The sequence below is a fragment of the Rhodococcus sp. GXMU-t2271 genome (genome assembly GCF_041414735.1).
Classification (GTDB): domain Bacteria; phylum Actinomycetota; class Actinomycetes; order Mycobacteriales; family Mycobacteriaceae; genus Rhodococcus; species Rhodococcus indonesiensis.
On record NZ_JAUIZP010000020.1, the window covers coordinates 14,248 to 38,442 of the forward strand.

Annotated in this window: 22 protein-coding genes and 1 tRNA gene; 8 read left to right on the forward strand and 15 right to left on the reverse strand. The window is 71.9% G+C overall.

Translation table 11 applies throughout. From position 1 onward, the window contains the following. Window positions 1–27: 27 nt before the first annotated feature. Window positions 28–1,341 carry an aminodeoxychorismate synthase component I gene (locus QYS60_RS07350; protein ID WP_371382806.1) on the forward strand — a complete coding sequence of 438 codons (1,314 nt, stop codon included), beginning with the start codon at window positions 28–30 and terminating at the stop codon, window positions 1,339–1,341. On the opposite strand, the gene QYS60_RS07355 is transcribed toward QYS60_RS07350, so the two are convergent. From QYS60_RS07355 to rsmI, 3 genes are all read right to left on the reverse strand, one after another. After that, window positions 1,280–5,263 carry an AAA family ATPase gene (locus QYS60_RS07355; protein ID WP_371382807.1) on the reverse strand — a complete coding sequence of 1,328 codons (3,984 nt, stop codon included), beginning with the start codon at window positions 5,261–5,263 and terminating at the stop codon, window positions 1,280–1,282. The two genes, QYS60_RS07350 and QYS60_RS07355, sit on opposite strands and share 62 nt — an antisense overlap. 372 nt (window positions 5,264–5,635) lie before the next feature. After that, window positions 5,636–7,030, reverse strand: coding sequence for a sodium:alanine symporter family protein (locus QYS60_RS07360; protein WP_054371896.1), 1,395 nt, complete (start codon window positions 7,028–7,030; stop codon window positions 5,636–5,638). Between the two features lie 33 nt (window positions 7,031–7,063). Then, window positions 7,064–7,924, reverse strand: a complete 861-nt coding sequence (gene rsmI / locus QYS60_RS07365; RefSeq protein ID WP_371382808.1) for a 16S rRNA (cytidine(1402)-2'-O)-methyltransferase — start codon at window positions 7,922–7,924, stop codon at window positions 7,064–7,066. A 71-nt stretch (window positions 7,925–7,995) separates the two neighbouring features. Between rsmI and QYS60_RS07370 the strand changes: the two genes are divergently transcribed. Then, window positions 7,996–9,504, forward strand: a complete 1,509-nt coding sequence (locus tag QYS60_RS07370; RefSeq protein WP_289377377.1) for a dolichyl-phosphate-mannose--protein mannosyltransferase — start codon at window positions 7,996–7,998, stop codon at window positions 9,502–9,504. Here QYS60_RS07370 and QYS60_RS07375 read toward each other — a convergent pair. Together QYS60_RS07375 and QYS60_RS07380 are read right to left on the reverse strand one after the other, a co-directional pair. Then, entirely contained in the window at window positions 9,455–10,015 is a 561-nt protein-coding gene (locus QYS60_RS07375) for a class I SAM-dependent methyltransferase (RefSeq protein WP_235157438.1), read from the reverse strand. The two genes, QYS60_RS07370 and QYS60_RS07375, sit on opposite strands and share 50 nt — an antisense overlap. Before the next feature lie 26 nt (window positions 10,016–10,041). Beyond that, window positions 10,042–10,404, reverse strand: a complete 363-nt coding sequence (locus QYS60_RS07380) for a GntR family transcriptional regulator (protein WP_003937811.1) — start codon at window positions 10,402–10,404, stop codon at window positions 10,042–10,044. A gap of 115 nt (window positions 10,405–10,519) precedes the next feature. On the opposite strand from QYS60_RS07380, the gene arsC reads away from it, so the two are divergent. Beyond that, the gene (arsC, locus tag QYS60_RS07385; RefSeq protein WP_371382809.1) at window positions 10,520–10,867 is read left to right on the forward strand and encodes an arsenate reductase (glutaredoxin); all 348 of its coding nucleotides are present in this window, start codon (window positions 10,520–10,522) and stop codon (window positions 10,865–10,867) included. Between the two features lie 23 nt (window positions 10,868–10,890). Here the strand turns inward: arsC and QYS60_RS07390 are convergent, their stop codons facing one another. Beyond that, window positions 10,891–12,096 (reverse strand): arginine deiminase, encoded by a 1,206-nt coding sequence (locus tag QYS60_RS07390; protein WP_371382810.1) that lies wholly within the window; start codon window positions 12,094–12,096, stop codon window positions 10,891–10,893. A gap of 114 nt (window positions 12,097–12,210) precedes the next feature. Between QYS60_RS07390 and QYS60_RS07395 the strand changes: the two genes are divergently transcribed. After that, window positions 12,211–12,678, forward strand: a complete 468-nt coding sequence (locus QYS60_RS07395) for an FABP family protein (RefSeq protein ID WP_003937808.1) — start codon at window positions 12,211–12,213, stop codon at window positions 12,676–12,678. A gap of 3 nt (window positions 12,679–12,681) precedes the next feature. Here the strand turns inward: QYS60_RS07395 and QYS60_RS07400 are convergent, their stop codons facing one another. Together QYS60_RS07400 and QYS60_RS07405 are read right to left on the reverse strand one after the other, a co-directional pair. Beyond that, on the reverse strand, window positions 12,682–13,299 hold the full coding sequence (locus QYS60_RS07400; RefSeq protein ID WP_003937807.1) for a response regulator transcription factor: 618 nt from the start codon (window positions 13,297–13,299) through the stop codon (window positions 12,682–12,684). After that, entirely contained in the window at window positions 13,296–14,477 is a 1,182-nt protein-coding gene (locus QYS60_RS07405) for a sensor histidine kinase (protein WP_371382811.1), read from the reverse strand. Before QYS60_RS07405 ends, QYS60_RS07400 begins: the two co-directional genes overlap by 4 nt. 112 nt (window positions 14,478–14,589) lie before the next feature. Between QYS60_RS07405 and QYS60_RS07410 the strand changes: the two genes are divergently transcribed. Both QYS60_RS07410 and QYS60_RS07415 read left to right on the forward strand, forming a co-directional pair. Continuing rightward, window positions 14,590–15,660, forward strand: coding sequence for an FtsX-like permease family protein (locus QYS60_RS07410; RefSeq protein ID WP_371382812.1), 1,071 nt, complete (start codon window positions 14,590–14,592; stop codon window positions 15,658–15,660). A 56-nt stretch (window positions 15,661–15,716) separates the two neighbouring features. Further along, window positions 15,717–16,379, forward strand: coding sequence for an ABC transporter ATP-binding protein (locus QYS60_RS07415; protein ID WP_371382813.1), 663 nt, complete (start codon window positions 15,717–15,719; stop codon window positions 16,377–16,379). A gap of 3 nt (window positions 16,380–16,382) precedes the next feature. Here the strand turns inward: QYS60_RS07415 and QYS60_RS07420 are convergent, their stop codons facing one another. The 3 genes from QYS60_RS07420 to QYS60_RS07430 all read right to left on the reverse strand — a co-directional run bounded on the left by QYS60_RS07420 (window position 16,383) and on the right by QYS60_RS07430 (window position 17,683). Further along, window positions 16,383–17,243, reverse strand: a complete 861-nt coding sequence (locus tag QYS60_RS07420; RefSeq protein ID WP_371382814.1) for an SDR family oxidoreductase — start codon at window positions 17,241–17,243, stop codon at window positions 16,383–16,385. 111 nt (window positions 17,244–17,354) lie between these two features. Beyond that, window positions 17,355–17,498, reverse strand: coding sequence for a hypothetical protein (locus QYS60_RS07425; RefSeq protein ID WP_155621893.1), 144 nt, complete (start codon window positions 17,496–17,498; stop codon window positions 17,355–17,357). A 109-nt stretch (window positions 17,499–17,607) separates the two neighbouring features. Continuing rightward, window positions 17,608–17,683, reverse strand: a tRNA-Ala gene (locus QYS60_RS07430). A 99-nt stretch (window positions 17,684–17,782) separates the two neighbouring features. On the opposite strand from QYS60_RS07430, the gene QYS60_RS07435 reads away from it, so the two are divergent. Both QYS60_RS07435 and QYS60_RS07440 read left to right on the forward strand, forming a co-directional pair. Next, entirely contained in the window at window positions 17,783–19,432 is a 1,650-nt protein-coding gene (locus QYS60_RS07435) for a LuxR family transcriptional regulator (protein ID WP_289377365.1), read from the forward strand. Next, on the forward strand, window positions 19,429–20,220 hold the full coding sequence (locus QYS60_RS07440) for a class I SAM-dependent methyltransferase (RefSeq protein WP_289377366.1): 792 nt from the start codon (window positions 19,429–19,431) through the stop codon (window positions 20,218–20,220). The genes QYS60_RS07435 and QYS60_RS07440 overlap by 4 nt, the downstream gene beginning before the upstream one ends. A gap of 30 nt (window positions 20,221–20,250) precedes the next feature. Here QYS60_RS07440 and glpR read toward each other — a convergent pair whose 3' ends face one another. The 4 genes from glpR to QYS60_RS07460 all read right to left on the reverse strand — a co-directional run bounded on the left by glpR (window position 20,251) and on the right by QYS60_RS07460 (window position 24,163). Further along, entirely contained in the window at window positions 20,251–21,099 is an 849-nt protein-coding gene (glpR, locus tag QYS60_RS07445; protein ID WP_289377367.1) for a gephyrin-like molybdotransferase receptor GlpR, read from the reverse strand. 225 nt (window positions 21,100–21,324) lie between these two features. Next, the gene (locus QYS60_RS07450) at window positions 21,325–21,960 is read right to left on the reverse strand and encodes a GNAT family N-acetyltransferase (protein WP_003937799.1); all 636 of its coding nucleotides are present in this window, start codon (window positions 21,958–21,960) and stop codon (window positions 21,325–21,327) included. Further along, window positions 21,960–23,219, reverse strand: coding sequence for a gephyrin-like molybdotransferase Glp (gene glp, locus QYS60_RS07455; protein WP_003937798.1), 1,260 nt, complete (start codon window positions 23,217–23,219; stop codon window positions 21,960–21,962). Before glp ends, QYS60_RS07450 begins: the two co-directional genes overlap by 1 nt. A gap of 32 nt (window positions 23,220–23,251) precedes the next feature. Next, window positions 23,252–24,163 carry a UTP--glucose-1-phosphate uridylyltransferase gene (locus tag QYS60_RS07460; RefSeq protein ID WP_003937797.1) on the reverse strand — a complete coding sequence of 304 codons (912 nt, stop codon included), beginning with the start codon at window positions 24,161–24,163 and terminating at the stop codon, window positions 23,252–23,254. Window positions 24,164–24,195: the final 32 nt, after the last annotated feature.

The window sequence follows — 24,195 nt, forward strand, 5'->3', positions numbered from 1 at the left end:
CCCGGGGCCGCGTGGGAAGCTGTGCCCATGCGGATGGAACGGCTCGGTCCCGGGGGCAGTCCGGCGCAGGTGCTGCGACTGCTGGGCGCCCGGGCCGAGGCGGCAGGCACCCCTCCACCGGCCGCACTGACCGGAACGTGGTTCGGCGCGGCGGCGGTCCTCGCGCCCCATGTCCGTGCCGTCGCCACCCCGCCGGCCGATGCCTTCGTCCTGCGGAGCCGCTCGGCCCGGGGCCGTGACGAACCGGGCCGTGACGAACCGGTCGTCGGTGGAGGGTGGATCGGCTGTCTCGCGTATCCGGACCGCGCGCCCACCCATCCGGCGCTGCCGCGTGCGGCCGGAGGATGGACGGACACCGTGCTGCGGCTCGACCACGACGGCTGCTGGTGGTACGAGAGCCTCACCGACGCGGCGTGCCCGGCCGGGCTCGCCGCCGTCGTCCGCGAGGCGCCCGAAACCGCCGCGCGGGCACCGTGGCGCATCGACTGGACCGCGCCCGATCGCGACGCCCACCGTCGCGGCGTGCAGCAGTGCCTCGAGGCGATCCGGGCCGGCGAGGTCTACCAGGCGTGCGTGTGCACTCGCTTCACCGGTGCCTGGTCGGGCAGTCCGCTGCACTTCTTCGCCGACGGGATCGAGCGCACCGCACCGGCCCGGGCCGCGTACGTCGCGGGCGACTGGGGTGCGGTCGCGTCCCTGTCACCGGAGTTGTTCCTCGCGCGCCACGACGACCGGGTCACATCGAGCCCGATCAAGGGCACGCTCCCGATCGGCGCCGACCCGGCCCTGTTGCGCGCGTCCGTCAAGGACGTCGCGGAGAACGTGATGATCGTGGACCTCGTGCGCAACGACCTCGGGCGGGTAGCCGAGACCGGGAGCGTCACCGTGCCGGAACTGCTCGGGGTGCACCCGGCCCCCGGGGTCTGGCACCTGGTGTCCACCGTCGCGGCCTCGTTGCGGGCCGGGGTGGACACCGCGCGGTTGCTCGAGGCAGCATTCCCACCGGCGTCGGTGACCGGGTGCCCCAAGCTCCGGGCGCGGGAGTTCCTGCAGGTCTGGGAGCCGTACCCGCGGGGCATGTACTGCGGCACGGTGGGCATGGCCAGTCCTGTCGCCGGGGTGGAACTGAACGTGGCGATCCGCACCGTCGAGTTCGGTCGCGGGGACGCGGACACGCCGGGCTCGTGCGGGCTCGGCGTCGGCGGCGGCATCACCATCGATTCCGATCCGGATGCCGAATGGCAGGAGTGCCTCGACAAGGCCGCCAGCATCCTGGCGCTCAGCCCTCGCACACCGTCCGGCCCGCCACCGGCAGATCGGACTGTGGCAACATCTCGGTGATCCGGCCCGTCGTCGAGGCGCAGATCCGCGCGACGATCGACTCGACGTCCAGGCTCCAGGTGCGCACCATTCCGTCGCCGCCTCCCGCGATCACGGCGTTGCTGCCCGGCAGGAAGCCGACCTGCCACCGCCCGACACCCATCTCGGTGATCGGACCGCCCACCGGGTGCATGCGCTCCGGATCGGCGACGTGCCACAGTCGCACCGTGCCGTCGTCACCGCCGCTGACCACCTCGCTGCCGTTCGGGGTGACGGACACCGAGTAGACGGTGCCGGTGTGCCCGCGCAGCGCGTCGGGCCGGACGGTGAACGATCCGTCGGGTCCTCGGTCCCACACGCGGACGGTGTGGTCGTCGCCGCCGGTGGCGAGGACGTTGCCGTCGGCGCTGAACGCGAGGGCGTTGACGCCGCCGGTGTGACCGTCCGACACCGGCACCGCGACGGGGGCGGACGGATCGGTGACGTCCCACGCGTAGAGCGAGCCGTCCGCACTGGTCGCGACCAGGTGCCGGCCGTCCGGCGTGAACGCGGCCGCCCGCACGAGATTCGTCGGGCCCCGCAGTGGTGCTCCCCGGCTCACCGGACGAGCCGGATCCGACACGTCCCACAGCACGAGGGAGTGGTCGTCGTGGCCGGTGACGAGGGTGGTGCCCCCGGGACCGAAGGCGAGTTCGGACGTGAACCGGGTCTCGGTCACGATCGGGTCCGCCCACAGCCGCGGGGCCGCAGGGTCGCGGACATCCCACAGGTGGATCTCGCCGTCGGTAGTCGAGGCGGTGACCAGAGTCGCGGCGGAGGGCGACAACGCGGTGGTCACCGCACCGCCCACCGGCCGGGGACGATGCACGAGACCGAGCGGCGCCCAGCGCCCGTCGGAGTCGATCCGCCACAGCGGCACGGCGGAGTTGTACCCGCCCGTGGCGACGACCGAGCCGGCACGGTCGATCGCCGGCAGCGTCAGCGCAGAGTCCGCGACCGCGACGCGTCCGCGTGGCAGCGTCCAGATCCGGATGTTGCCGTCGTGGCCGCCGGTGACCAGCGCGGTGCCGTCGGGGGTGAACGCGAGCGCGGGGACGCCGCCGCCGTTGCCGGCGAGAGCCGGTCGCATCTCGTCGATCGTCCGCGTCCTCGGGTCGAGCGCCCACAGCTTCGCGGTTCCGTCCCACGATGCGCTCGCGAGGGTGCGGCCGTCGGGTGCGAACGCGACGGTCCACACCCCGCCGGTGTGTGCCTGCACAGGTGGTCCGGTCGGGTGCACCGCCGCCGGGTCCGTGGTGTCGAACATCGTGAGGACGCCGTCGTCGCTGCTGACCGCGAGAGTCCGGCCGTCGGGCGCGAACGCGACGGAGTGCGCCACGTCGCGGAAACCGGTCAGGGCGCCGCCGACGGGCACGGCGGCGGCCGGGTCGGTCACATCCCACAACCGCACCGACCGATCGTCGCTCGACGTGGCCAGCACGGTGCCGCCGGGGTGGAATGCCACGGTCCGCACCGCCGCGCCGTGCGCGGGCAGAACGGTACGGGGAAATCCCCGCGTCCGGGGCTCGCTCGTGTCGACGAGCACGACCGATCCGTTGTCGTACGGCACCGCGAGCGACCGGCCGTCCGGACCGAAGCGCACGTTGTGGACGACCTCCGGCACGAACACCTCGGCGGTGAGCAGCGCGACGGGCCGGTCCCGGTCGGTGACGTCCCAGATCCATACCGCGCCTGACGCCCCGCCGGCCGCGAGCAGGGTGCCGTCCGGGCTGAAGGAGACCGAGGCCAGATACGCGGGCTCGTCGGACACCAGCGCTCCGAGCGGCCGCGGAGCAGCCCGGTCGGACAGATCCCACAGCCGCACGCTGCCGTCGTCGCTGGCCGAGGCCAGGGTCGTACCGTCCGGGGCGATCGCCAGCCCGTAGACGGGACCGCGGTGGCCGTCCAGTGGCAGGGCCAGCGGCATCTGCTCGGTCGCGACGAGCCGTGAGTACGCGACCTCGCTGTCCGGACGCAGGCGCCACGCCGCGAGCGCCAGATGCGCCGCGGTGGACGGGTCCCGCTCCCGCATGGAGTCGGCGAGCGCGACGACCTGCTGGAACTGGGCGGCGCTGCGCTCGGCCTCGGCGCGGCTCTTGCCCGCCCAGGCCAGCGTCCCCATCACCACCGCGACGACGGTGGAGAGCACGAGGGCGGCGACGGCCCCGTTGCGGACGCGGGTCCGGCGACGGATCTGCCGCCGCGACTCCTGGAGGAATGCCACCGCGGTCGGGCTGAGCGCGGCCTCGACGCCGGCGGCCGGAATCTGCCCCACGAGCTCCCGGTCCTCGTGCTCGGCGACGAGGTCCATCCGGCCCCGCTGGTACAGCAGGTCCGCGTGCCGGCGGGCCGCGACCCAGCTCGCCGCGTCCGCCTCGATCTGCTGGCGCAGCGCGGCGTACGAACGGTCGGCCCGGATCCACGACTTCAGGCGCGGCCAGGCGTCGATCACCGTGTCGTGGACCAGCTCGACGCTGCCCTCGTCGACGACGAGGACGCGGGCGGTGACGAAGTGGTCGATCACCCGGCGTCCCGCCTCGGCGTCGTCTCCGGCGACGGCGAGCAGCCGATCCAGTGGGCGCCGGATCTTCACGTCGGTGCCGGTGCCGGTCACGTAGACCAGGTGGACGAGCATTGCGCGCGCGAGTCGGCGGCCACGGTCGTCGAGCTCTCCCCACGCACGTTCCGCGCCCGCCGCGATCGATCCGCGCACCCCGCCGGTAGCGCGGTACCCGGCCACGGTCAGCTGACCGCCGCGCCGGCGTTCCCACAGGGCGTCGAGCAGATGCGACAGCAGGGGCAGCTCGGCCCCGCCGACGTCGTCGTCGGTCAGCACACCGAGGTCGTGCAGGATCAGTTCGACCAGGCCCGGCTCGAACCGCAGGCCGAGCAGCCGCGCCGGCGCGGTGATCACCTCGACCAGGTCGTCCCGGGTCAGGGGCTGGACCGTCTTGCTGTGCCGCTCCAGCGCCCGGGCCAGCACGGGATAGGTCACCGCTCGCTCGTAGAAGTCCGATCGCAGCGTGGCCACCACCGAGATCGGTGTATCGCCGTCGCCGACGGTCGCGGCCCGCTCGAGCAGCGCCAGGAATGCCGAGCGTTCGGCCGCATCCTCGCAGTGGGTGAACAGCTCCTCGATCTGGTCGACGACGATCAGCAGGCCCGCGCTGCCCTCTCGGGCGGCGGCGGCGCGCAGCCGAGCCACCGCGGCCGGCTCGTCCGCATCCGAGATGTCGGCGAGTTCGGGTACGCACTCGACGAGCTGCGCCACCGGGTGCCGTCCCGGGGTCAGGACCACCGGCCGCCAGCGGTGGTCACGGCACAGTTCCGGGACCAGGCCGGCCTGCACGAGGGAGGACTTGCCGACGCCGGAGGCACCGGTCACCACCACGACGCCGTGACCGTGGGCGGCGACGACGGTCTCGGCGAGTTCGCGCACGCTCCGGGTCCGGCCGAAGAACAGCTGCGCGTCCCGATCGCGGTACGTCTCGAGGCCCCGGTAGGGCCGCACGCCGGGGGGCAGTGCCGCGGCGGGCGGCTCGGTGGACTCCACCCGGGCCCGCCCGGCAGGTCCCCGGGCGTGTTCCCACCACCGCTCCCACTGCTTGATCGAGTAGAGGCCGGGCGTGGGCGGCTGCGCGTGCAGGGCCCGGGCGGAGCGGATCAGCACCACCAGGACCGGACGGACGGTCTCGAACGTGGCGGGTACCCGGGCACCGGATCGCCAGTCGCTGATCCGCTGCACGGACACGGTGCGCTCGCTGCCCACGGACCGAGCGACGCCCGAGGCCTCGGAGGCGACCTTCTTGAGGGCGGGGCGTCCCGCCGCCGCGAACAGCGTCCGGAGCTGGTCGGCGAACAGCTGCCGGGGCTCCGCCGCGGTCCGCTCGTCGGCCGGTTCCATCTCCGGCATCCTCCTGTTCCGCGCCACCTGATGTCCGCTGCGGAAAAATTCCTCACTGGCCCTGACCTGGGATGATATCGCGAGCGGGCAGCGAACCGGTTGGTCGCCCCGGAAGTACCCGACAGAGTGGTCTCCGAGCGGGACACCCCCGCGACGCGCTGCACCTCCGCACCGGCCGGAACCCGACGAGGGGTGGTTCCGCCCGATGCGGAGGGAAGGCGGCCCCCGACCCGAACCGAGGGATCGTGTACAAGCTCGTCGACCGGATCGTCCACGGGGTCCCACCCACTCTGGTCGCGGCCCTGATCGTCGCGGTGGCCGTACTGCTGATCCTGGCGCTCTCCACGGCCGCCCCGTAGCGCCCGAACGCGGCTACCGCGTCGGCGTGCGGCTGTCCTTCTCGCCGAGCAGGTACGGATCCCGGGCGAGGTACTCCTTCGTCTCGCGGGCGATGAGGCCCGACAGGATGAGCAGCCCGACCAGGTTGGGCAGTGCCATCAGACCGTTCATCACATCGGAGAAGTTCCACACCACTTCGAGTTCGGTGGTGGCGCCGATGTAGACGACCAGCACGAAGACCGCCCGGTACGGGAGCACGCCGCCCCGGCCGACGAGACGCTCGACGCAGCGGTCGCCGTAGTACGACCAGCCGAGGATCGTCGAGAAGGCGAAGAAGACCACGGAGATCGTGACGATCCAGCTGCCCCAGTCACCGCCGAGACCGTCCGAGAACGCGAGGGAGGTCATCGCCGCGCCCTGCTCACCGGACTTCCACGCGCCCGTGGTGATGATGACCATGCCCGTGAAGGTCACGACGATGATCGTGTCGATGAAGGTCTGGGTCATCGACACCAGGCCCTGCCGGACCGGGTGGGTGGTCTGCGCCGCGGCGGCGGCGATAGCGGCGCTGCCCATGCCGGACTCGTTGGAGAAGATGCCGCGGGCCACGCCGTAGCGCAGGGCGATCATGAACACCGAGCCGATGAAGCCACCCGTTGCGGCGGTGCCGGTGAACGCGTCGGAGAACACCAGGGCGAACGCCTCGGGGATGTCGGTGATGTTGACCGCGAGGACGATGATCCCGGCGCCGACGTACAGCAGGATCATCGCGGGCACGAACCCGGCGGTGACCTTGCCGATGGACTTGATGCCGCCGAGCAGCACCGCGGCGGCGAGCACCGTCATGACGACGCCGGACAGCCAGGTGGGCACCCCGAACGTGGAGTCCATCTGGGTGGCGACGGTGTTGGCCTGCGTCATGTTGCCGATGCCGAAGCTGGCGAGCACCGCGAACACCGCGAACATCAGGCTCAGCACCAGACCGAACTTGTTGGGGATGGCACGGGCCAGGTAGTACTGCGGGCCGCCGGACTGCTCGCCCTTGGCGTCGGTGACGCGGTACTTGACGCCGAGGAACGCCTCGGAGTACTTGCTGGCCATGCCGACGAGGCCGGTGATCCACATCCAGAACAGGGCTCCCGGCCCGCCGAAGTAGATGGCGGTGGCGACGCCGGCGATGTTGCCGACGCCCACGGTGGCGGCCAGGGCGGTCGTCAGTGCCTGGTACTGGGAGATGTCACCTTCGGTGGCGTCCGGGTCCTTGCGGATGATCAGCCCCAGCCGCAGGGCCGGCCACAGCTTGCGGAACTGCACCCCCCGCAGCCGCACCGTCAGGATCACGCCGGTGCCCAGCAGCAGCGGTATGAGCATGTACGGGCCCCATACCACCGACGCGACCTCGACGAGGAATTCGTTCACCGACTCCATCCGTACCTCCTGCTGCGCGGTAAGGGGCAGAGTCTACGACGACGACTCGTCCAGCCGCGCGGCCAGTACCGCGTCGTACAGTTCGCGTTTGGACACACCGGCGGTCGCGACCTGGGCGCACGCGTCCTTCAGCCGCACTCCGTCCGCCACGAGCCGTTCGACCGCGTCGACCAACTCGGCAGGCTCCGCTACCTGCGCCGACGCGCCCTCGAGCACGACGGTGATCTCACCGCGGGCACCCTCGGCGGCCCACTGCGCCAACTCCGCCAGCGTGCCGCGACGTACCTCCTCGTAGGTCTTGGTCAGTTCCCGGCACACCGCGGCGCGCCGCTGCCCGCCGAGCACGTCGACCGCGTCGGCGAGGCACGCGGCGAGGCGGTGCGGGGCCTCGAAGAACACCACCGCGCGCGGCTCGGCGGTCAGGGTCTGCAGCCAGGCGCGGCGGGCGCCGGCCTTGCGCGGCGGGAAGCCTTCGAAGCAGAACCGCTCGACCGGCAGACCGGACAGCGCGAGCGCGGTGGTCACCGCGGAGGGGCCGGGCAGGCACGTGACGGGCAGCCCGGCCGCGACGCACGCCGCCACCAGCCGGTAGCCGGGGTCGCTGACGGACGGCATTCCGGCATCGGTGACCAGCAGCACCGTCCGCCCCGCCGCGATGTCGGCGACCAGCGCCGGGGTCCGGGCGGACTCCACCTGGTCGTAGAAGCTGACCACCCGTCCGGTGACGGTGACCCCCAGCGCGGCGGCGAGCGACCGGGTGCGACGGGTGTCCTCGGCCGCGACGACGTCGGCGGTGCCGAGCGCGTCGCAGAGCCGTTTCGAGGCGTCGCCGATGTCGCCCATGGGGGTGGCGGCGAGCACGAGCCGGCCCTGTCCCGGATTGTCTGGCTGCATGCGTCTCAGCCTACGATCGGGACGTGACCGTGACGGACGAGCGCCCTGCCGAGGCAGCGGACCGTCGCCGGATGCACAGCCCGGGTCCGACGGTGCCCGCGCCGGACTTCGGTCCGGCCGACCGTGGCCGCGGCTGGGTGGTGACACTGTTCGTCACCGCGATCGCAGCGATCACCCGGTTCACGATGCTGCACTACCCCACCGACGCGAAGACGCCGGTGTTCGACGAGAAGCATTACGCCCCGCAGGGCTGGCAGGTGCTCAACGGCGGCTGGATCGAGGACAACCCCGGCTACGGCCTCGTCGTGCACCCGCCGGTGGGTAAGCAACTCATCGCGCTCGGCGAGGCGCTGTTCGGTTACAACGGGTGGGGGTGGCGGTTCTCGGCCGCCGTCGCCGGGACGGTGCTGGTCCTGCTCGTGGTGCGGATCGTGCGGCGTCTGACCCGCTCGACCCTGCTCGGCGGTCTGGCGGGGATCCTCCTGATCGCCGACGGCGTCACCTTCGTCTCGTCGCGCCTCGGGATGCTGGACATCTTCCTGGCGTTGTTCGCGGTCGCCGCGTTCGGGTGCCTGATCGTCGACCGGGACGAGGTGCGGGCGCGGATGGCGCGCGTGCACGCCGAGGGACGCATCGGCGACACGGTGTGGGGTCCCCGGCTGGGCGTGCGGTGGTGGCGCTTCGGGGCCGGTGTGCTGCTGGGTCTGGCGGTGGGCACCAAGTGGTCGGGGCTGTATCTGATCGCGTTCTTCGGGTTGATGTCGGTGGCGTTCGACGTCGCCGCGCGCCGCGCCTACGGCGTGCAGCGGCCGTGGCTCGGGACCGGTCTGCGCGACGTCGGGCCGGCCCTCTACGCGCTCGTGGTGGTGCCGCTGGGCGTGTACCTGGCGACGTTCTGGGCGTGGTTCGCCGGCGAGACCGGGGTGTACCGGCACGCGGTGGGGCGGCAGATCGGCACGGACGGGGCGTTCTCGTTCGTGCCGGACGCGCTGCGGTCGCTGTGGTACTACAGCGCCTCCGTGCTCGAGTTCCACTCGGGTCTGACGAACTCGGCCGGCAACGTGCATCCGTGGGAGTCCAAGCCGTGGACATGGCCGATGGGGCTGCGTCCGATGCTGTACTACTTCGCCGACGGCGAGCAGATCCGCGGGTGCGGCGGTGAGCAGTGCGTCAAAGCCGTCATGCTGGTGGGCACCCCGGCGATGTGGTGGCTGGCGCTGCCGATGCTCGTGTGGGGCGGATGGCAGCTGCTGGTGCGGCGGGACTGGCGATGGGCCGCGGTGCTCACCGGCTACGCGGCGACGTTGCTGCCGTGGTTCGCCACGCTCGACCGGCAGATGTACTACTTCTATGCGGTCCCGCTCGCGCCGTTCCTGATCATGGGGTTGACGCTGGTGCTCGGCGACGTGCTCGGCTCGCCGCGGGCCTCGGCCGAACGGCGTTCGACCGGTCTGCTGGTCGTGTGCCTCTACGTCGGCCTGGTGGTGGCGAATTTCGTGTGGCTGTGGCCGATCCTGACGGCCGCGCCGATCACCGTGGAGACGTGGCAGCAGCAGCTGTGGCTGCCGAGCTGGCGGTGACGTCCGCGGGCGCGGCCCGCACACCGACGGTCCGGCCACCCTCGACGATGTCGACGATCGCGTAACCGCAGCGCGCGAGCAGCGCGCTGATCCGCATCGACACCGGTCCGACGGCCAGACCCGGGGGCGGTTCGTCGAACACCCAGAGCTCGCCGGTGGGCCGCAGGAGCGACGCGACAGCCGTCGGCGCGGCCGGGTCGTCGCTGCGGAAGCTGGGGACGTTGACGGCGAAGACGAGATCGAACGACCCCGGCAGGTCGACGCCGGGGAACTCGCCGACGCGCAGTTCGGCGAGCCCGGCGTCGAGACCGTCCCGGTTGCGGCGACGCGCCCGGTCGATCTGCGTCGCCGAGCGGTCCACCCCGACGACGCAGCCGCGGCCGCGCAGCCGCTCGCACACGAGCGCGAGCGCGACGCCCCCGCCGCAGCCGATCTCGAGCACGTCGCTGCCCGGTTGCGGATCCATGGCCTCGACCGCGAACGCGATGCGTGCCGGCACGGTGCCACTCATGGAAGACTCCTCGTCGACGGATGGTTTCATGCGCCACGCAGCGCCGCGACGACGAACTCGAGCACCTCGTCGTCGGACATGCCGAGGGTGCGCAGTTCGCGGACGTAGCCGGTGGCGGCGCGCTGGGCGAGCGTGCGGGTCGGGTCACCGGACTCCGCGACGAATGTCCCGGCCCGGCCCCGGGTCTCGATGATGCCGAGTTGCTCGAGTTCACGGTAGGTCTTGGCCACGGTGTTCGGGGCGATGCCGAGGTGTTCGGCCAGCCCGCGGACAGTGGGCAGCTTGGTGCCGGCGATCAGTTCGTCGCGCCGCACCATCGTGACGATCCGCTGGCGCAACTGCTCGTACGGCGGGACCGGCGAGCCGGGGTCGATGACGATGTCGAGCATCGGGACGTCCTCAGGTGGGCTGATGGTGCGTCGAGGCTAACAGTGCCGGCCGACCGTGCCCGAATGCGCTGCGGTGCCCGCCGCACCCGACCCCACGGCACGGCAGAATGTGGCCATGGCAACGACCGCGACGATCTACCACAACCCCCGGTGCAGCACGTCCCGCAACACCCTGAAGGTGTTGCAGGAGGCGGGCCTCGAACCGACCGTCGTCAAGTACCTCGAGACCCCGCCGTCGCGCGACGGGCTGCGCAAACTGCTCGACGACGCCGGCCTGGTCCCGAGCCAGGCGATCCGGCGGAAGGAGTCGCTGTTCGGCGAGCTGAACCTGGCGGACGCCTCCGAGGACGAGTTGCTCGACGCGATGGTGGCCCATCCGATCCTCATCGAGCGGCCGATCGTGGTCACCGACAAGGGGACCGTCCTGGCCCGGCCCGCCGAGAAGGTGCACGAGATCCTCTAGATCCCGGGCTCGCCCGCGGTCGGTCAGCCGCGGGCGAGCGGGCAGGACATGCAGCGCGGCCCGCCGCGTCCGGAGCCCAGCTCGGACCCGGCGATGCGCAGCACCTCGATGCCCGCGTCCTCGAGGCGCGTGTTGGTCTCGAGATTGCGTTCGTAGGCCACCACCACGCCGGGAGCGAGGGCCAGGGTGTTGTTGCCGTCGTCCCACTGTTCCCGTTCGGCGACGACCGGGTCGAGGCCGGTGTCGATGACGCGGAGCTTCTCGATCCCCATCGCGTCGGCGGCCGCCTCGAGGAAGCCGCGCGGCCCACCGATCCGGACGTCACCGTTCTCCCGGTGGAGAGTGAAGGCCTGCAACGTCTCCCGCACCGCGGGGTACATCACCACGGCGTCGACGTCCACCATCGTGCACACGGTGTCCAGGTGCATCGAGGCCCGCTGCTGCGCGATCGGCACCGCCAGCACGGTGTGCGCGAGACCGTCCTCGAAGACGCTCCGGGCCAGCGCCTCCGCACCCGCCGGTGTCGTGCGCTCCCCCACGCCCACGGCCACGACTCCCGGCGCGAGCAGCAGCACGTCGCCGCCCTCGACCGGCGCCGTGTGCGATTCGTAGGCCCGCCGCACCCCCAGGAACCGCGGGTGGAACGCGTAGATCAAGTCGGTGAGCCCTGCCTCCCGGCGCCGGGCCGGCAGGGCCAGGGTGGGGATCGCGACCCGGGGGCCGATCCAGAACGACGAGTCGCGGGTGAACAGCAGGTTCGGCAGGGGCTCGATCACGAAGTCGGCTCCGTGATGCATCAACCGCACCAGCGACGGCGCGGCCCCGAGTCCCGCGGCCGGCAGTTCGTCGAATGTCATGCCCGCGACCAGGACGCGGGTGAGGTCCGCAGCGGACATCGCACGCAGGTGGGCGGCGAGTTCGTGCGCCAGCCCGTGCCCGAGCCGGCGCGGGTCCACCGCTGACGACACCCCCTGGACGCGAGCGGCGCCGCTGACCTCCAGGGTCTCGGTGAGCAGGTCGGACAGGAGCAGCACCTCCACACCCCGCCCGCGCAGCAACTCGACGAACGCATCGTGTTCCTCCTGCGCCCGCGCCACCCACGGCAGCGCGTCGAACAGCAACTGGTCGTTGTTGCGGGGAGTCAGGCGTTCGAGTTCCGCGCCCGGCCGGTGCATGAGCACCGCTCTCAATGCCCCCACCTCGGAATCCACACCCAGCTGAGCGTTCATGAATAGACCGTAATGCCGCGGGCCGCTTCACGGTGCGCCGAACCTCCGCGAACCCGACCCGGCGTCCACCTGCGGTGGCAGGATCGGCGGTGCCCGACGACCGAGGAGACATTCATGACCGACACCGACCCGCTCGGGGAACTCGCCGACTTCGCCGGCCGCTGGGTGGGCGGTGGCGACGGCCACTACCCCACCATCGAGGACTTCACCTACGACGAGACCATCGAGTTCACCGCCGTCCCGGGGAAGCCGTTCCTGATGTACGTCAGCCGCACGAAGAACCCCGGCACCGGTCAGCCCATGCACACCGAGAACGGCTACCTCCGTCTCGCCGGCCACGACGTGGAGCTGCTGGTCTCCCAGCCGACCGGATTCGTCGAGATCCAGCGCTCCCGGCTCACCCACGGCGTCCTCGACTTCACCCTCGTCCACCTCGAGCGCTCACCGCACGCCAAGCCGGTGCACGAGCTGCGGCGGCGGTTCGTCCTCGACGGCGACGAGCTGACCTACGACCTGTGGATGGCGCACGCGCAGACCCCGCTCACCCACCACCTGCACGCGACGCTGCGACGCGCCGGCTGACCCTCAGAGCAGGCCGCGCTCGCGCGCCGCCGCGACCGCCGCGGTGCGCGAGTCCACCCCCAGCTTCGAGAACGCATGCACCAGATGGGACTTGACGGTGGCTTCGCTCACGAACAGTTCCTTGGCGACGGCCCGATTGGACAGGCCGCGCGCCACCGCGGCGAGCACCTCGATCTCGCGGGCGCTCAACTCCACCCGGGGTGTCTGCATGCTGCGGTAGAGACGTTGCGCCACACCAGGATCCAGCACGGTTTCGCCCCTCGCGGCCCGGGTCACCGCGTCGACGAGCACGGCCGGGTCGGCGTCCTTGAGCAGATAGCCCGCCGCCCCCGCCTCGACCGCGCGAAGGATGTCGGAGTCGGTGTCGTACGTGGTCAGCACCAGCACCTTCGGCGGATCCGGCGCGGCGGCGAGTTCGGCTGTCGCGTTCGCCCCGTCCATCCCGGGTCCGAGCCGCAGATCCATCAGCACCACGTCGGGGCGGTGGGCGGCGTTCTGCGCGACGGCCTCCCGCCCGGACGCGGCCTCCGCCACCACCTCGAGGCCGGGCTCCGACGCGAGCAGCGCACGCAGGCCCGCCCGCACGACGGGATGGTCGTCGACGAGCAGTACCCGGATCACGACAGCATCCGCACGGGCAGCGTTGCGGCCACGGCGGTTCCGTCGCCGGGCGCCGACTCGACGACGACCGCGCCGCCGAGTTCGGCGAGCCGGTCCCGCATGGCGGTGAGCCCGAAGCCCCCGCCCGCACCGGCCGCGTCGACCTCGAACCCGGTTCCGTCGTCGACCACGTCGAGCCGGACCTCGTCCGGGGTGTAGGCGAGGGTCACCCGCACGCGACGCGCCCGCGCGTGCAGCCGGACGTTCGCCAGCGCGCTCTGCGCCACCCGCAGCAACGCCACGTCGAATCCCGTGGGCAGTGGCAACGGTTCACCGTCCACACGCAGCTCGGCGTCGATGCCGGTGTCGCCGCGCATCCGGTCCAGGATGCGGCCGAGGGCTGCCGCCAGCGGCGCGTCGTCGAGTTCGGAGGGACGCAGCTTGTCCACGACCCGACGGGCCTCGACGAGATTGCGTCCCGCGGTCTCCTCGATCCGGCCGAGCAACGCCGTCGTGTCGCCGCCGCTGCGCAGCCCGGCGCGGGCGAGCAGCAGGATCGACGAGAACCCCTGGGCCAGCGTGTCGTGGATGTCGCGGGCGAGGCGAGCCCGTTCGGCGGTGGCACCGGTCTCCCGCTGCAACCGCACCAGCTCGTCCTGGGCGTCGAGCAGTTCGCGGTGCGCCTCGGTGAGTTCGGTGAGCAGCGCGTCGCGTTGCTCCGCGTCGCGCACGAGCTGGCGGTAGATCAGGGCCGTGCCGGACGCCACCAGTGCACCGAACAGCGGTCCGAGCACGGCGGCCGTCGGGTTGGCGGTGCCGTGTCCCACGCTCGCGACGATCGCGACGGCCGTCAGCGCCGCGGTGGCCGCAATCGCGGCGACGGTGGGCAGCAGGTGGAAGCACAGGAAGAACAGCGCGAAGGCGAGCCACACGAAATCCGGCGCGAGCGACACCAGCGCCAGCCAGCCGGCCAGCAGCACCGCCAGCCAGATGCCGCCGCGGGATCCGCGCCGGGCGAACCACAGTCCCGAGACGTACCAGGCGAATTCGGCGCCCGCGAGGACCAGCACCCCCGCCGAGCCGCCACCGCGCAGCGCACCGACGAGCAGTAGCAGCACGAACAGCGCGTGCTGGCCCAGCTGCATCGCACGCAGCACCGGGACCGTCCCCTCGGGAGGGTGCGGTCGGACGGTCTGCATTGCACCGACGCTAACACCGCCGACCACGCCGCCGCCTCCTACTTTCGATTGATCCGCGAACCCATCCGCCGAGCGATGCGGCGGCATCTCCGCACCGGGCACGGTGGAACCCATGTTCCTCGCACTGCGCGATCTGCGCTTCGCCACGGGACGCTTCGCCGTCATGACGGCGGTGCTCGTCCTGGTCTCGTTCCTCGTCGTCATGCTCTCCGGCCTCACCGCCGGCCTGGGCAACCAGTCGATCGCTGCGATCCGCGGTGTCGGCGCCGAGCACTTCGCGCTCGACGGCGGCGGCACCGAGCCGTCCGACCTGTCGTTCGGCGAGTCCACCGTCACGGACGCGCAGCGCGCCGCCCTCGCCGCGCAACCCGGCGTCACCGACACCGCCGTGCTCGGGGTCGTTCCCGGACGCGTCGGGTCGGGCGGGCGCGAGGTGGCGGCGGCTCTGTTCGGAGCCGCTCCCGGTTCCTTCGCGGCACCGGCGGGCCTGCGCCCGGCGACGGCGGTCGTCGATGCGCAACTCGCCGACGACAACGGCTGGTCGTCGGGCACGATCCTGACCGTCGGCGGGCGAGAGGTCACCGTCGCCGCCCTCGTCGAGGACTCCTACTACAGCCATCAGCCGGTCGTGTGGCTCGACCTCGGCACCTGGCGCGAACTGCCCGCGACGGCCGGCGCCGACGGGACGGTGATCGCGCTGCGGACCGGGCCCGGGTTCGACGCGGCCGCAGTCGCGGCCGCGACCGGCACGAGTGTGCTCGACACGTCCGCGACCCTGGACACCATCGGCTCGTACACCTCCGAACGCGGGTCGCTGCTGCTGATGCAGGCCATGCTGCTCGTCGTGGGCGCCCTGGTGGTGGGGGCGTTCTTCACGGTGTGGACGGTCCAGCGCAGCCGCGACATCGCGGTGCTGCGCGCGATCGGCGCGTCCACCTCCTACCTGCTGCGCGACGCCCTCGGACAGGCGGCCGTGGTGCTCGTGCTCGGCACCTGGCTGGGCACCGTCGCCGCTACGGCCGCGGGGGCGGCCGCGGCCACCGTCGTTCCGTTCACGCTGAGCGCGGCGACGACCGTGCTGCCGTTCGTCGCCCTGGTCGGGCTCGGTCTCCTCGGTGCGGCTGCGGCCGTCGCCCGCATCGGCTCCGTCGACCCGCTGACCGCGCTCGCCGCGGCCCCCTGATCTGTAGAGACACCGGGCTGTCGAGACACCGATCCCGTTCGAGAAAGGCACCCACCATGAGCGTTCGGCTCACCGACATCGTCCTCACCTATCCCGACGGCGACGCCACGCTGCGCGTCCTCGACGGCCTGGACTTCCACGCCGAGCCCGGCGAGACGGTCGCCGTCACCGGCCCGTCCGGATCCGGCAAGTCGAGCCTGCTCGCCGTCGCGGGACTGCTCACCGCGCCCGATTCCGGCCGCGTCGTCCTCGACGGCGTGGATACCACGGGACTCGACGCGGCGACGCGGACCCGGCTGCGGCGGGACCGGATCGGCTTCGTGTTCCAGCAGGCGAACCTGCTGCCCTCGCTGACCGCCATGGAGCAGCTCGCGCTGGTCGCGCACCTGAGCGGGCGCCGGATCGACCGGGCCCGCGCGCGCGACCTGCTCGCCGCGGTGGGGCTGACGCAGCAGGCCGACCGCCGCCCCCACCAGCTCTCCGGCGGGCAGCGGCAGCGGGTCGCGATCGCCCGCAGTCTCGTCAACGATCCGGCGGTCCTGCTGGTCGACGAACCGACGTCGGCGCTGGATGCCGACCGCAGCCGCGAGATCGTCGAACTGCTCGAACGGACGGCGCGTGAGCGCGACATCGCTGTCGTGATGGTCACGCACGATCGGGAAGCGCTGCGGGCGGGATCGCGGATGCGCGAGTTCGCACTCGACAAGACCTCCGCCTGAGCGTCACCGGCGGGTGCGGACCGCCTCGAGGGTGCGGGAGAAGTAGTTGTTGGCCAGTTGCATCACCAGGTTGTACGGCGGGGCGAACTTGCGGGCCCACCAGTAGCCGAAGCGCACGTCGAACGACGTGTACACCAGGAAGCGATTCTTCCGGATGCCGGCGAGGATGCACCCGGCGACCTTCTCCGGCGACGCGGCGTGCCGCTCGAACCGGGCGGTGAGCTTGCGGGCGGCCGGATGGTCGCGATCGACACCGACGATCTGCACGGAGTTCACCAGCGGGGTGCGTACCGCGCCGGGTACAACGAGCGAGACCCCGATGCGATGCCGGTGCAGGTCGAACCGCAGCACCTCGGACACGCCGCGCAGACCGAACTTGCTCGCGCTGTACGCCGCGTGCCACGGCAGGGCCAGCAGTCCCGCCGCGGAGGAGACGTTGACGAGATGTCCCCCGCGACCGGCCTCGATCATCGACGGCACGAAGTTCTCGATGACGTGGATCGGGCCCATGAGGTTGACGTCGACCATCTGCTTCCAGTGCCGGTGCTCGAGCGCGTCGACCGTGCCCCACACCGACGTTCCGGCGACGTTGGCGACGACGTCGAGGGCACCGGCGCGCTGGTGGACGTCGGCGGCGAAAGCGGAGACGGCGTCGTAGTCGGAGACGTCGAGTGCCGCGGCGTGCAGCACCGAACCCCCGCGTTCGCGCACGGTGCGGACCGTGTCGTCGAGACCGTCGGCGGCGAGGTCGGTGAGCACCAGTTCGGCGCCTTCCGCGGCGGCGGCCAGGGCCAGCGCCCGGCCGATACCGCTGGCCGCTCCGGTCACGAGGAACTTCCTGCCCCGCAGGTCCTTGATCGCCATGCCCGTCCCCCGCTCTCGTCGTCTGCGGGCCACCTTAGCGCGGCGCGAAGTGCCGCGGCGCCGTGCAGGCGCCGTGGTGCAAGGTGCGCTCGTCCTCGCGCCCGCGGGGGGTCAGAGGCGCTGGGCCATTTCCTCCTGGTATTTGCGGATCGTCTCCTCGATGCCGTCGGCGTCGGCGTCGCGGCCTTCGCTGCGGGCGCTGTCGGCACGTTCGCGGAGCACTCGAATAGCGCGCCGCAACTCGTCGTCACTCATCCTGTGTTCCATGTCACACAGTGTCCCCGACCGGGCGACGGTTGGCCCGCAATCGGCCGCACGACATCGACGACGAAGGGCGCCTCCCGGCCTGGGAGACGCCCTTCGGTGGTGGAGCTGAGGGGAATCGAACCCCTGACCTCTTCGATGCGAACGAAGCGCGCTACCAACTGCGCCACAGCCCCGCGGGTTCCGTTCGGAACCGCCCGCAAACTGTAGCAAACCAGCGAGCCGGAGACGAAATTGCGGTATCGGCACAGGTCACGGCGGCGGACAATCGACCTGTGGATGCAGTGCGCCTCCGCGGGGAACAGGCCCTGCGGGAGGGTCGGTGGGCCGCTGCGCTGGCCGACCTGACGTCGGTGGCGGCCGCGACCGACGATCCGGCGGCGTGGCTCGGCATCGGCGAGGCGTCGTGGTGGCTCGGGCGCCTCGACCACAGCGTCGCCGCCTATCGCAGGGCCTACACGACGGCCCTCCGGAGCGGCGACCGAGAGAGTGCGGTTCGCAGCGCGGCGTGGCTGAGCATCAGCAACACGTCCGATTTCGGCAATCGGTCGGCGGCCCACGGTTGGGTCCGTCGTGCGCAGCGCCTGCTGCCCGAGGGCGCACCGGGCGCGTTGCACGCCCTGGTGTGGGTGACACACGCCCATCGCCTGCTTCCGGACGCCGCGGCGGCCGGGCCGTGGGCGTCGCGCGCCCTGGAGGCCGCACATCGATGCGGCGACCGCGACCTCGAACTGGTGGCACTCGCCCAGTCCGGTCACGTGGCCGTGGCCCGGGGCGACCGGGAACCCGGATTCGCGTTGCTGGACGAGGCCGCGGCAGCCGCCCTGAGCGATGCCGACCGCCGATTCGACACCGTCGTGTTCGTCTGCTGCGACATGCTCGGCGCGTGTGCGCTCGCCGGCGACACCCGTCGCGCCGGCGAGTGGTGCCGTGTCGCCGAGGACTTCACCTCCCGATGGGGGTGTCCCTTCCTGTACGTCGATTGCCGCACCCTCTACGGGGCATTGCTGCTCACCGCGGGCCGGTGGGCGGAGGCGGACCGGCTCCTGACGGCGGTTCTCACGCTCGACGAGAAGATCTGCCCCGCCGTCCACGCACGCGCCGTCGCGGCCCTCGCCACGCTCCGGGTCCGGCAGGGGCGGTTCGACGAGGCCCGGGCGATGCTGGACCGATCCCGCCGTCCGAGCGCAGAGCTGGACACTGCCCGCGCCGAGGTCGCCCTCGCCGACGGCGATCCCGCGACCGCCCGGCGGCTGCTCGAACGTCGCAGCACCCCGTCCCTGCTGTGTGCCCGGGCCCAGGCGGCCATGGGCGACCTGAACGCGGCGACGACCACCGCGGCGGCGCTCGACCCCGACGGTCCCGAGGTGGTGGAGGCGGCGGGGCTGGCTGCCGCAGCGCAGGGCCGCGTGGCGGCCGCGGTCGATGCCTTCGAGACGGCCGCTGCTCGCTGGGCGGACTGCTCGGCGCCGTTCGAGGAGGCCCGATGTCTGCTCGAACTGGCCGAGTCGGCGGTGAACGACGATCCTGTCCTCGCGGCCGCACGCGGGCGAACGGCGGTGACGATCTTCCAGGAACTCGGAGCCGTCGCCGCCGCGGACCGCTCCGCGGCCTTGTTGCGGCGTCTCGGGGTGCGCGGCCCCCGCATCCGCGCCACCACTCGCACCGGCCCGGACCTCGACCGCGGCCTCACCGCTCGCGAACGCGAAGTACTGGACCTGCTCGCGGTGGGCTTGACGAATCCGGAAATCGCCGGCCGGCTGTTCGTCTCCCGCAAGACGGTGGCACACCACGTGAGCCACATCCTCCGCAAGCTCGGCGTGCGGAACCGCTCGGAGGCCGCCGCGTATGCCGCCACCCACGGGGAAGATGGGTCACTTGCCCGATGCGCCGTACCCGGGCGCGGCGCCACCCTGGGTGCATGACGAACGCAACCGAGAACTTCGGGATCTCACCGACGGCCGCGGAGGTGTACGAGTCACGCTTCGTACCCGCGATCTTCGCGCAGTGGGCGCCACGGCTGCTGGACCAGGCTGCGATCATGACGGGCGCGCGGGTGCTGGACGTGGCGTGCGGAACCGGGATCGTGGCGCGCGTAGCCGCCGACCGGGTCGGCCCGTCGGGACGGGTAGTCGGTGTCGATGCCAGTGCGGCCATGCTGGCGGTGGCACATCGGTTGCGTCCCGACCTCGAATGGCACGGGGGTGACGCCGGAGCGCTGCCGTTCGCGGACGGTTCGTTCGACGCGGCGCTGTGCCAGATGGCGCTGATGTTCTTTCCCGATCGTGTACGGGCACTGCGCGAGATGCGGCGCGTGGCGACGGCGGTAGTCGCCGTGTGTGTGCCGGCCGCGCTGGACGAGCAGCCGGCATACCGGGACTTCGTCGACGTCGCGGTCCGGCACGCCGGCCCGCCCGCGGCGTCTCTCCTGGGCACCTACTGGAGTTGTGGGGACCGCGACGAACTGAGGGGATGGTTCCGCGACGCCGGACTCACCGTCGATCGGTTCACCACGCACACCGGAAGCGCGCGGTTCCCGTCCGTGGATGCGATGGTGGCGACGGAGATCGAGGGCAGCCCGTTGATCGAGCGGATCGACGCCGGAACGTACGAGGCGATCAGATCGGAGGCCCGATCGGTGCTGGCCCGGTTCACCGACCCGGAAGGCTCGGTGTCGGCGCCTCTCGTGGCACATATCGTCACCGCGCGCTGAATGCGCCCCCTCTCCCGGACGGGTCGGTGACTACTCGCCGGAGGCCCGGCGCGCCGGGTAGTCGTCGGCGTCGTAGCGGGGTTCGTACGTCTCGTAGACGGGTTCGTCGTCCGAGTAGTGGTCCAGGTGCTCGAACACCGGGTCCTCGTCGTCGGCCTCGAGCACGACCGCGCCGGGACGGCGCAGCCGCGCCGGGACGAGGCGTAACTCGTCGTCGCTGTGCGACTCGACGCCCAGGCGCGAGCGGTTCAGGCGGGCCATGCGACGACGGCGGATCTCCTGCTCGACGCGCACCTGGCGACGAAGGTAGATCAGGTAGCCGGCGAGGGCGGCCGTCGCCACCGCGCACAGCCACCACAGCGCCGACGAGAGGACGAGGGCGAGGGCGGCGGTCATGATCGCGGCGAACAGCAGGCCGAGCACGGTGCGCTGCCGGAACTCGTAGCGCGCGGCCCGGGCCATGGCGTCGGCCTGGGGATCGAATCCGCCGCGTCCGCGGCGCTGAGGCACGAACTCCCGGGCGGGAGCGCGTTCGGGACGGTCGTCGAAGTCGGTGTCGTGGTCGGTGTCGAGCTGTGTGTCCATGCGGTCCTCCGCTGGGTGGCGGTGTCTGCGGTCGTCCATCGTGCGGACGCGACCGGAGTCGTCGCCGGCAGTGGAACGGGCGGAATCCCGACTCGGACGCCAGTGGGGATCGCGGCGATGACCTGCGGCCGGCCCGCGCGGGGCGAGTGGCTCGTCGTCACCTCGGTGCAGAACCCGGGTTGCGAGTGCGGCGTCGGTCGTCTGACGGATACGGGGGCGCTTCGTGACCAGCATCGGCACCAGAACGAACAACCACACGGCGACCAACCCGATCCACAGGAGCGAGTTCGGCATTCGGTGGCCCTCCTCCCAGTCGTCGCCTACCAGTCCGTCGACGCCACTGACCCCGTCAGGTTAGCGGCCCGCAGGCCGTCACCAGGACAGAAACGCCGACTCAGATGACTACAGCTGTCACACGAGTCACGCGAATCATGTGACACTCTCTTCACTCTAGTCACACGCATATACCCACGTGTGGGTATTTCTACGCACCGGTACACGTAATCTGCGTTACAGGCGTCAGGCCCAGCTGGCGCGACCGCCCCGGATCAGCACATCGGACACGCTGCCGGGAACCTCCTCGACCGTCATTGCCACCAGCAGATGGTCACGGAAGCGCCCGTCGACGTCGAGGTAGCGCCGCAGCAGGCCCTCCTCGCGGAAACCCACGTTGCGCAGGACCGCGCGGCTCGCGACGTTCTCCGGCCGCACCGTGGCCTCGACCCGGTGCAGCCCCGCCGGGCCGAAGCAGTGGTCCAGCCCGAGCGCCACCGCCGCCGTGGCCACCCCCAGGCCGTTGACGTGCTTGGCCACCCAGTACCCGATCCACGCCGACCGCAACGCACCGCGCACGACGTTGCCCACGGTGATCTGTCCACAGAACTCGCCGTCGAGCTCGATCGCCATCGGCAGCATGTGGCCCCGGCGGGCCTCCGCCCGCAGACTGCGGTACAGCCCCGGCCACACGGTGATGTGATGACGCATCTCCCACGGCACGTCCCCGGTGGGCTCCCACGGCTCGAGGTGCGCCCGGTCCCGGATCCGCAGCCGGCTCCACGCCGCCGCATCGCGCAACCGGATCGGCCGCACTGCGACCAGTCCGCCGGCGACCCGCAGCGGACCCAGCTCCGCCGGCCATCCCGGATGACGGCTCATCAGCCGCGCTGTCCGAGGAAGGCGACGTCCACCGGATCGCCGGTGCGCACCTCGGTCACCTCCGGATCGATCAGCACCAGGCAGTTCGCCTCGGCCAGGGTCGCCAGCAGGTGCGACGACGCGCCCGCCGCACCACCGAGCGCCTGGACCATGTACTCGCCCGTCGCCTCGTCGCGCATCAGCTGCCCCCGCAGGAATCCCTTGCGGTCCGGGATCGAGGTGATGGGCGCGACGGTGCGGGCGGTGACGACGCGTCGCATCGGCTGCCGGCGGCCGAGCGCGATCCGGATCAGCGGCCGCACCATCACCTCGAACACGACGAGCGCGCTGACCGGATTCCCCGGGAGCAGGAAGGTGGGCACCTCGTCGCGGCCGAGCTGGCCGAACCCCTGCACCGAGCCGGGGTGCATCGCCACCCGCTCCACCTCGAGCTTGCCGAGATCCGCCAGCGCCTCGCGCACCTCCTCGAGCGCCCCACCGCCGACGGCCCCGGCGATCACGACGATCTCGGACCGGATCAGCTGGCCCTCGACGACCTCCCGCAGGCGCTTCGGGTCGGTGCTGGCGATCCCCACGCGGTTGACGTCCGCGCCTGCGTCGCGGGCGGCCGCCGCCAGTGCGTACGAGTTGACGTCGTACACCTGGCCGGGACCCGGGGTGCGGTCCACGTCGACGAGTTCGCCGCCGATGGAGATCACCGAGAGCCGGGGACGCGGATGGACCAGCACCTTGTCGCGGCCGACCGCCGCGAGCAGCCCCACCTGGGCGGCTCCGATGATCGTGCCGGCCCGGACCGCGACATCGCCGGGCTGGACGTCGTCGCCCGCCCGTCGGACGTACTCGCCCGACCGGACGGGATGCAGGACCTTGATACGCGCGCGGCCACCGTCGGTGCGGTCGAGCGGCAGGACGGCGTCGGCGAGGGTCGGCAGCGGCGCCCCGGTATCCACCCGCACGGCCTGTCGCGGCTGCAGCCGGATCGGCTGACGCGAACCGGCCGAGACCTCCCCCACCACGGGCAGCGTCAACTCGATCGGTTCGCCGTCGTCGCCGACCGCGTCGGTGCCCGCACCCTGGACGTCGACGCTGCGCACCGCGTAGCCGTCGATCGCGGCCTGGTCGAAGCCGGGCAGGGGCCGCTCGGTGACCACCTCCTCCGCGCAGAGCAGGCCCTGCGCTTCGGAAATGGCGACCCGGACCGGCCGGGGCGCCACCGCTGCCGCCGTGACCCTGGCCTGTTGATCCTCGACCGACCGCATACCGCTTCTCGTCCTCCCGACCTGACGCGCCGTCAGTGCTTCAGGCGCTCGACCAGCCACTCCCGCAGGGAGGGGCCGTACTCCTCGCTGTTCAACGCAGAGTCAACCGCAGCGCGCAGATAGCCGCCGGGATTTCCGAGGTCGTGTCGAGTGCCGCGATGCACCACCACGTGCACGGGGTGACCCTCCTCGATGAGCAGGGCGATCGCGTCGGTGAGCTGCAGTTCGCCACCCGCTCCGGGAGTGATCCGGCGCAGCGCGTCGAAGATCGCCCGGTCGAGCAGATAACGACCGGCGGCGGCGAACGTGGACGGCGCATTCTCGGGTGCCGGCTTCTCGACCATGCCCACGACCTTCAGCACGTCCGGGTTCACGGCGTCGGGTACCTCTTCGACGTCGAAGACACCGTAGGCGCTCACCTGGTCCTTGGGCACGTCGATCGCGCACAGGACCGTGCCGCCGCGCTTGGCCCGCACCCGCTGCATGGTCTCGAGGACTCCGCGCGGCAACACGAGGTCGTCCGGCAGGAGCACGGCGACGGAGTCCTCGTCGGGATCGAGGGCCGCCTCGGCGCACGCGACGGCGTGCCCGAGTCCGAGCGGCTGCTCCTGCACCACCGACTCCACTTCGAGCAGCCCCGGCGCCTTGCGGACCTTCTCGAGCAGGTGGTACTTGCCGCTCTCCTTCAGCTTCGACTCGAGAACCAGGTCCTCGACGAAATGGGCGACGACGCCGTCCTTTCCCGGCGCCGTCACGATCACCAGTCGCTCGGCACCCGAGTCCGCGGCCTCCCCCGCCACGAGCTCGATTCCCGGCGTGTCCACCACCGGGAGGAGTTCCTTCGGCACGGTTTTGGTCGCCGGCAGAAAGCGCGTACCGAGGCCCGCCGCGGGAACCACTGCCGTGCGGAAATGGCCCGCTGCACCGGTCGCATTGTTCGTCATAGATCCCACCCTAACTTTCGGCTACCACCCGG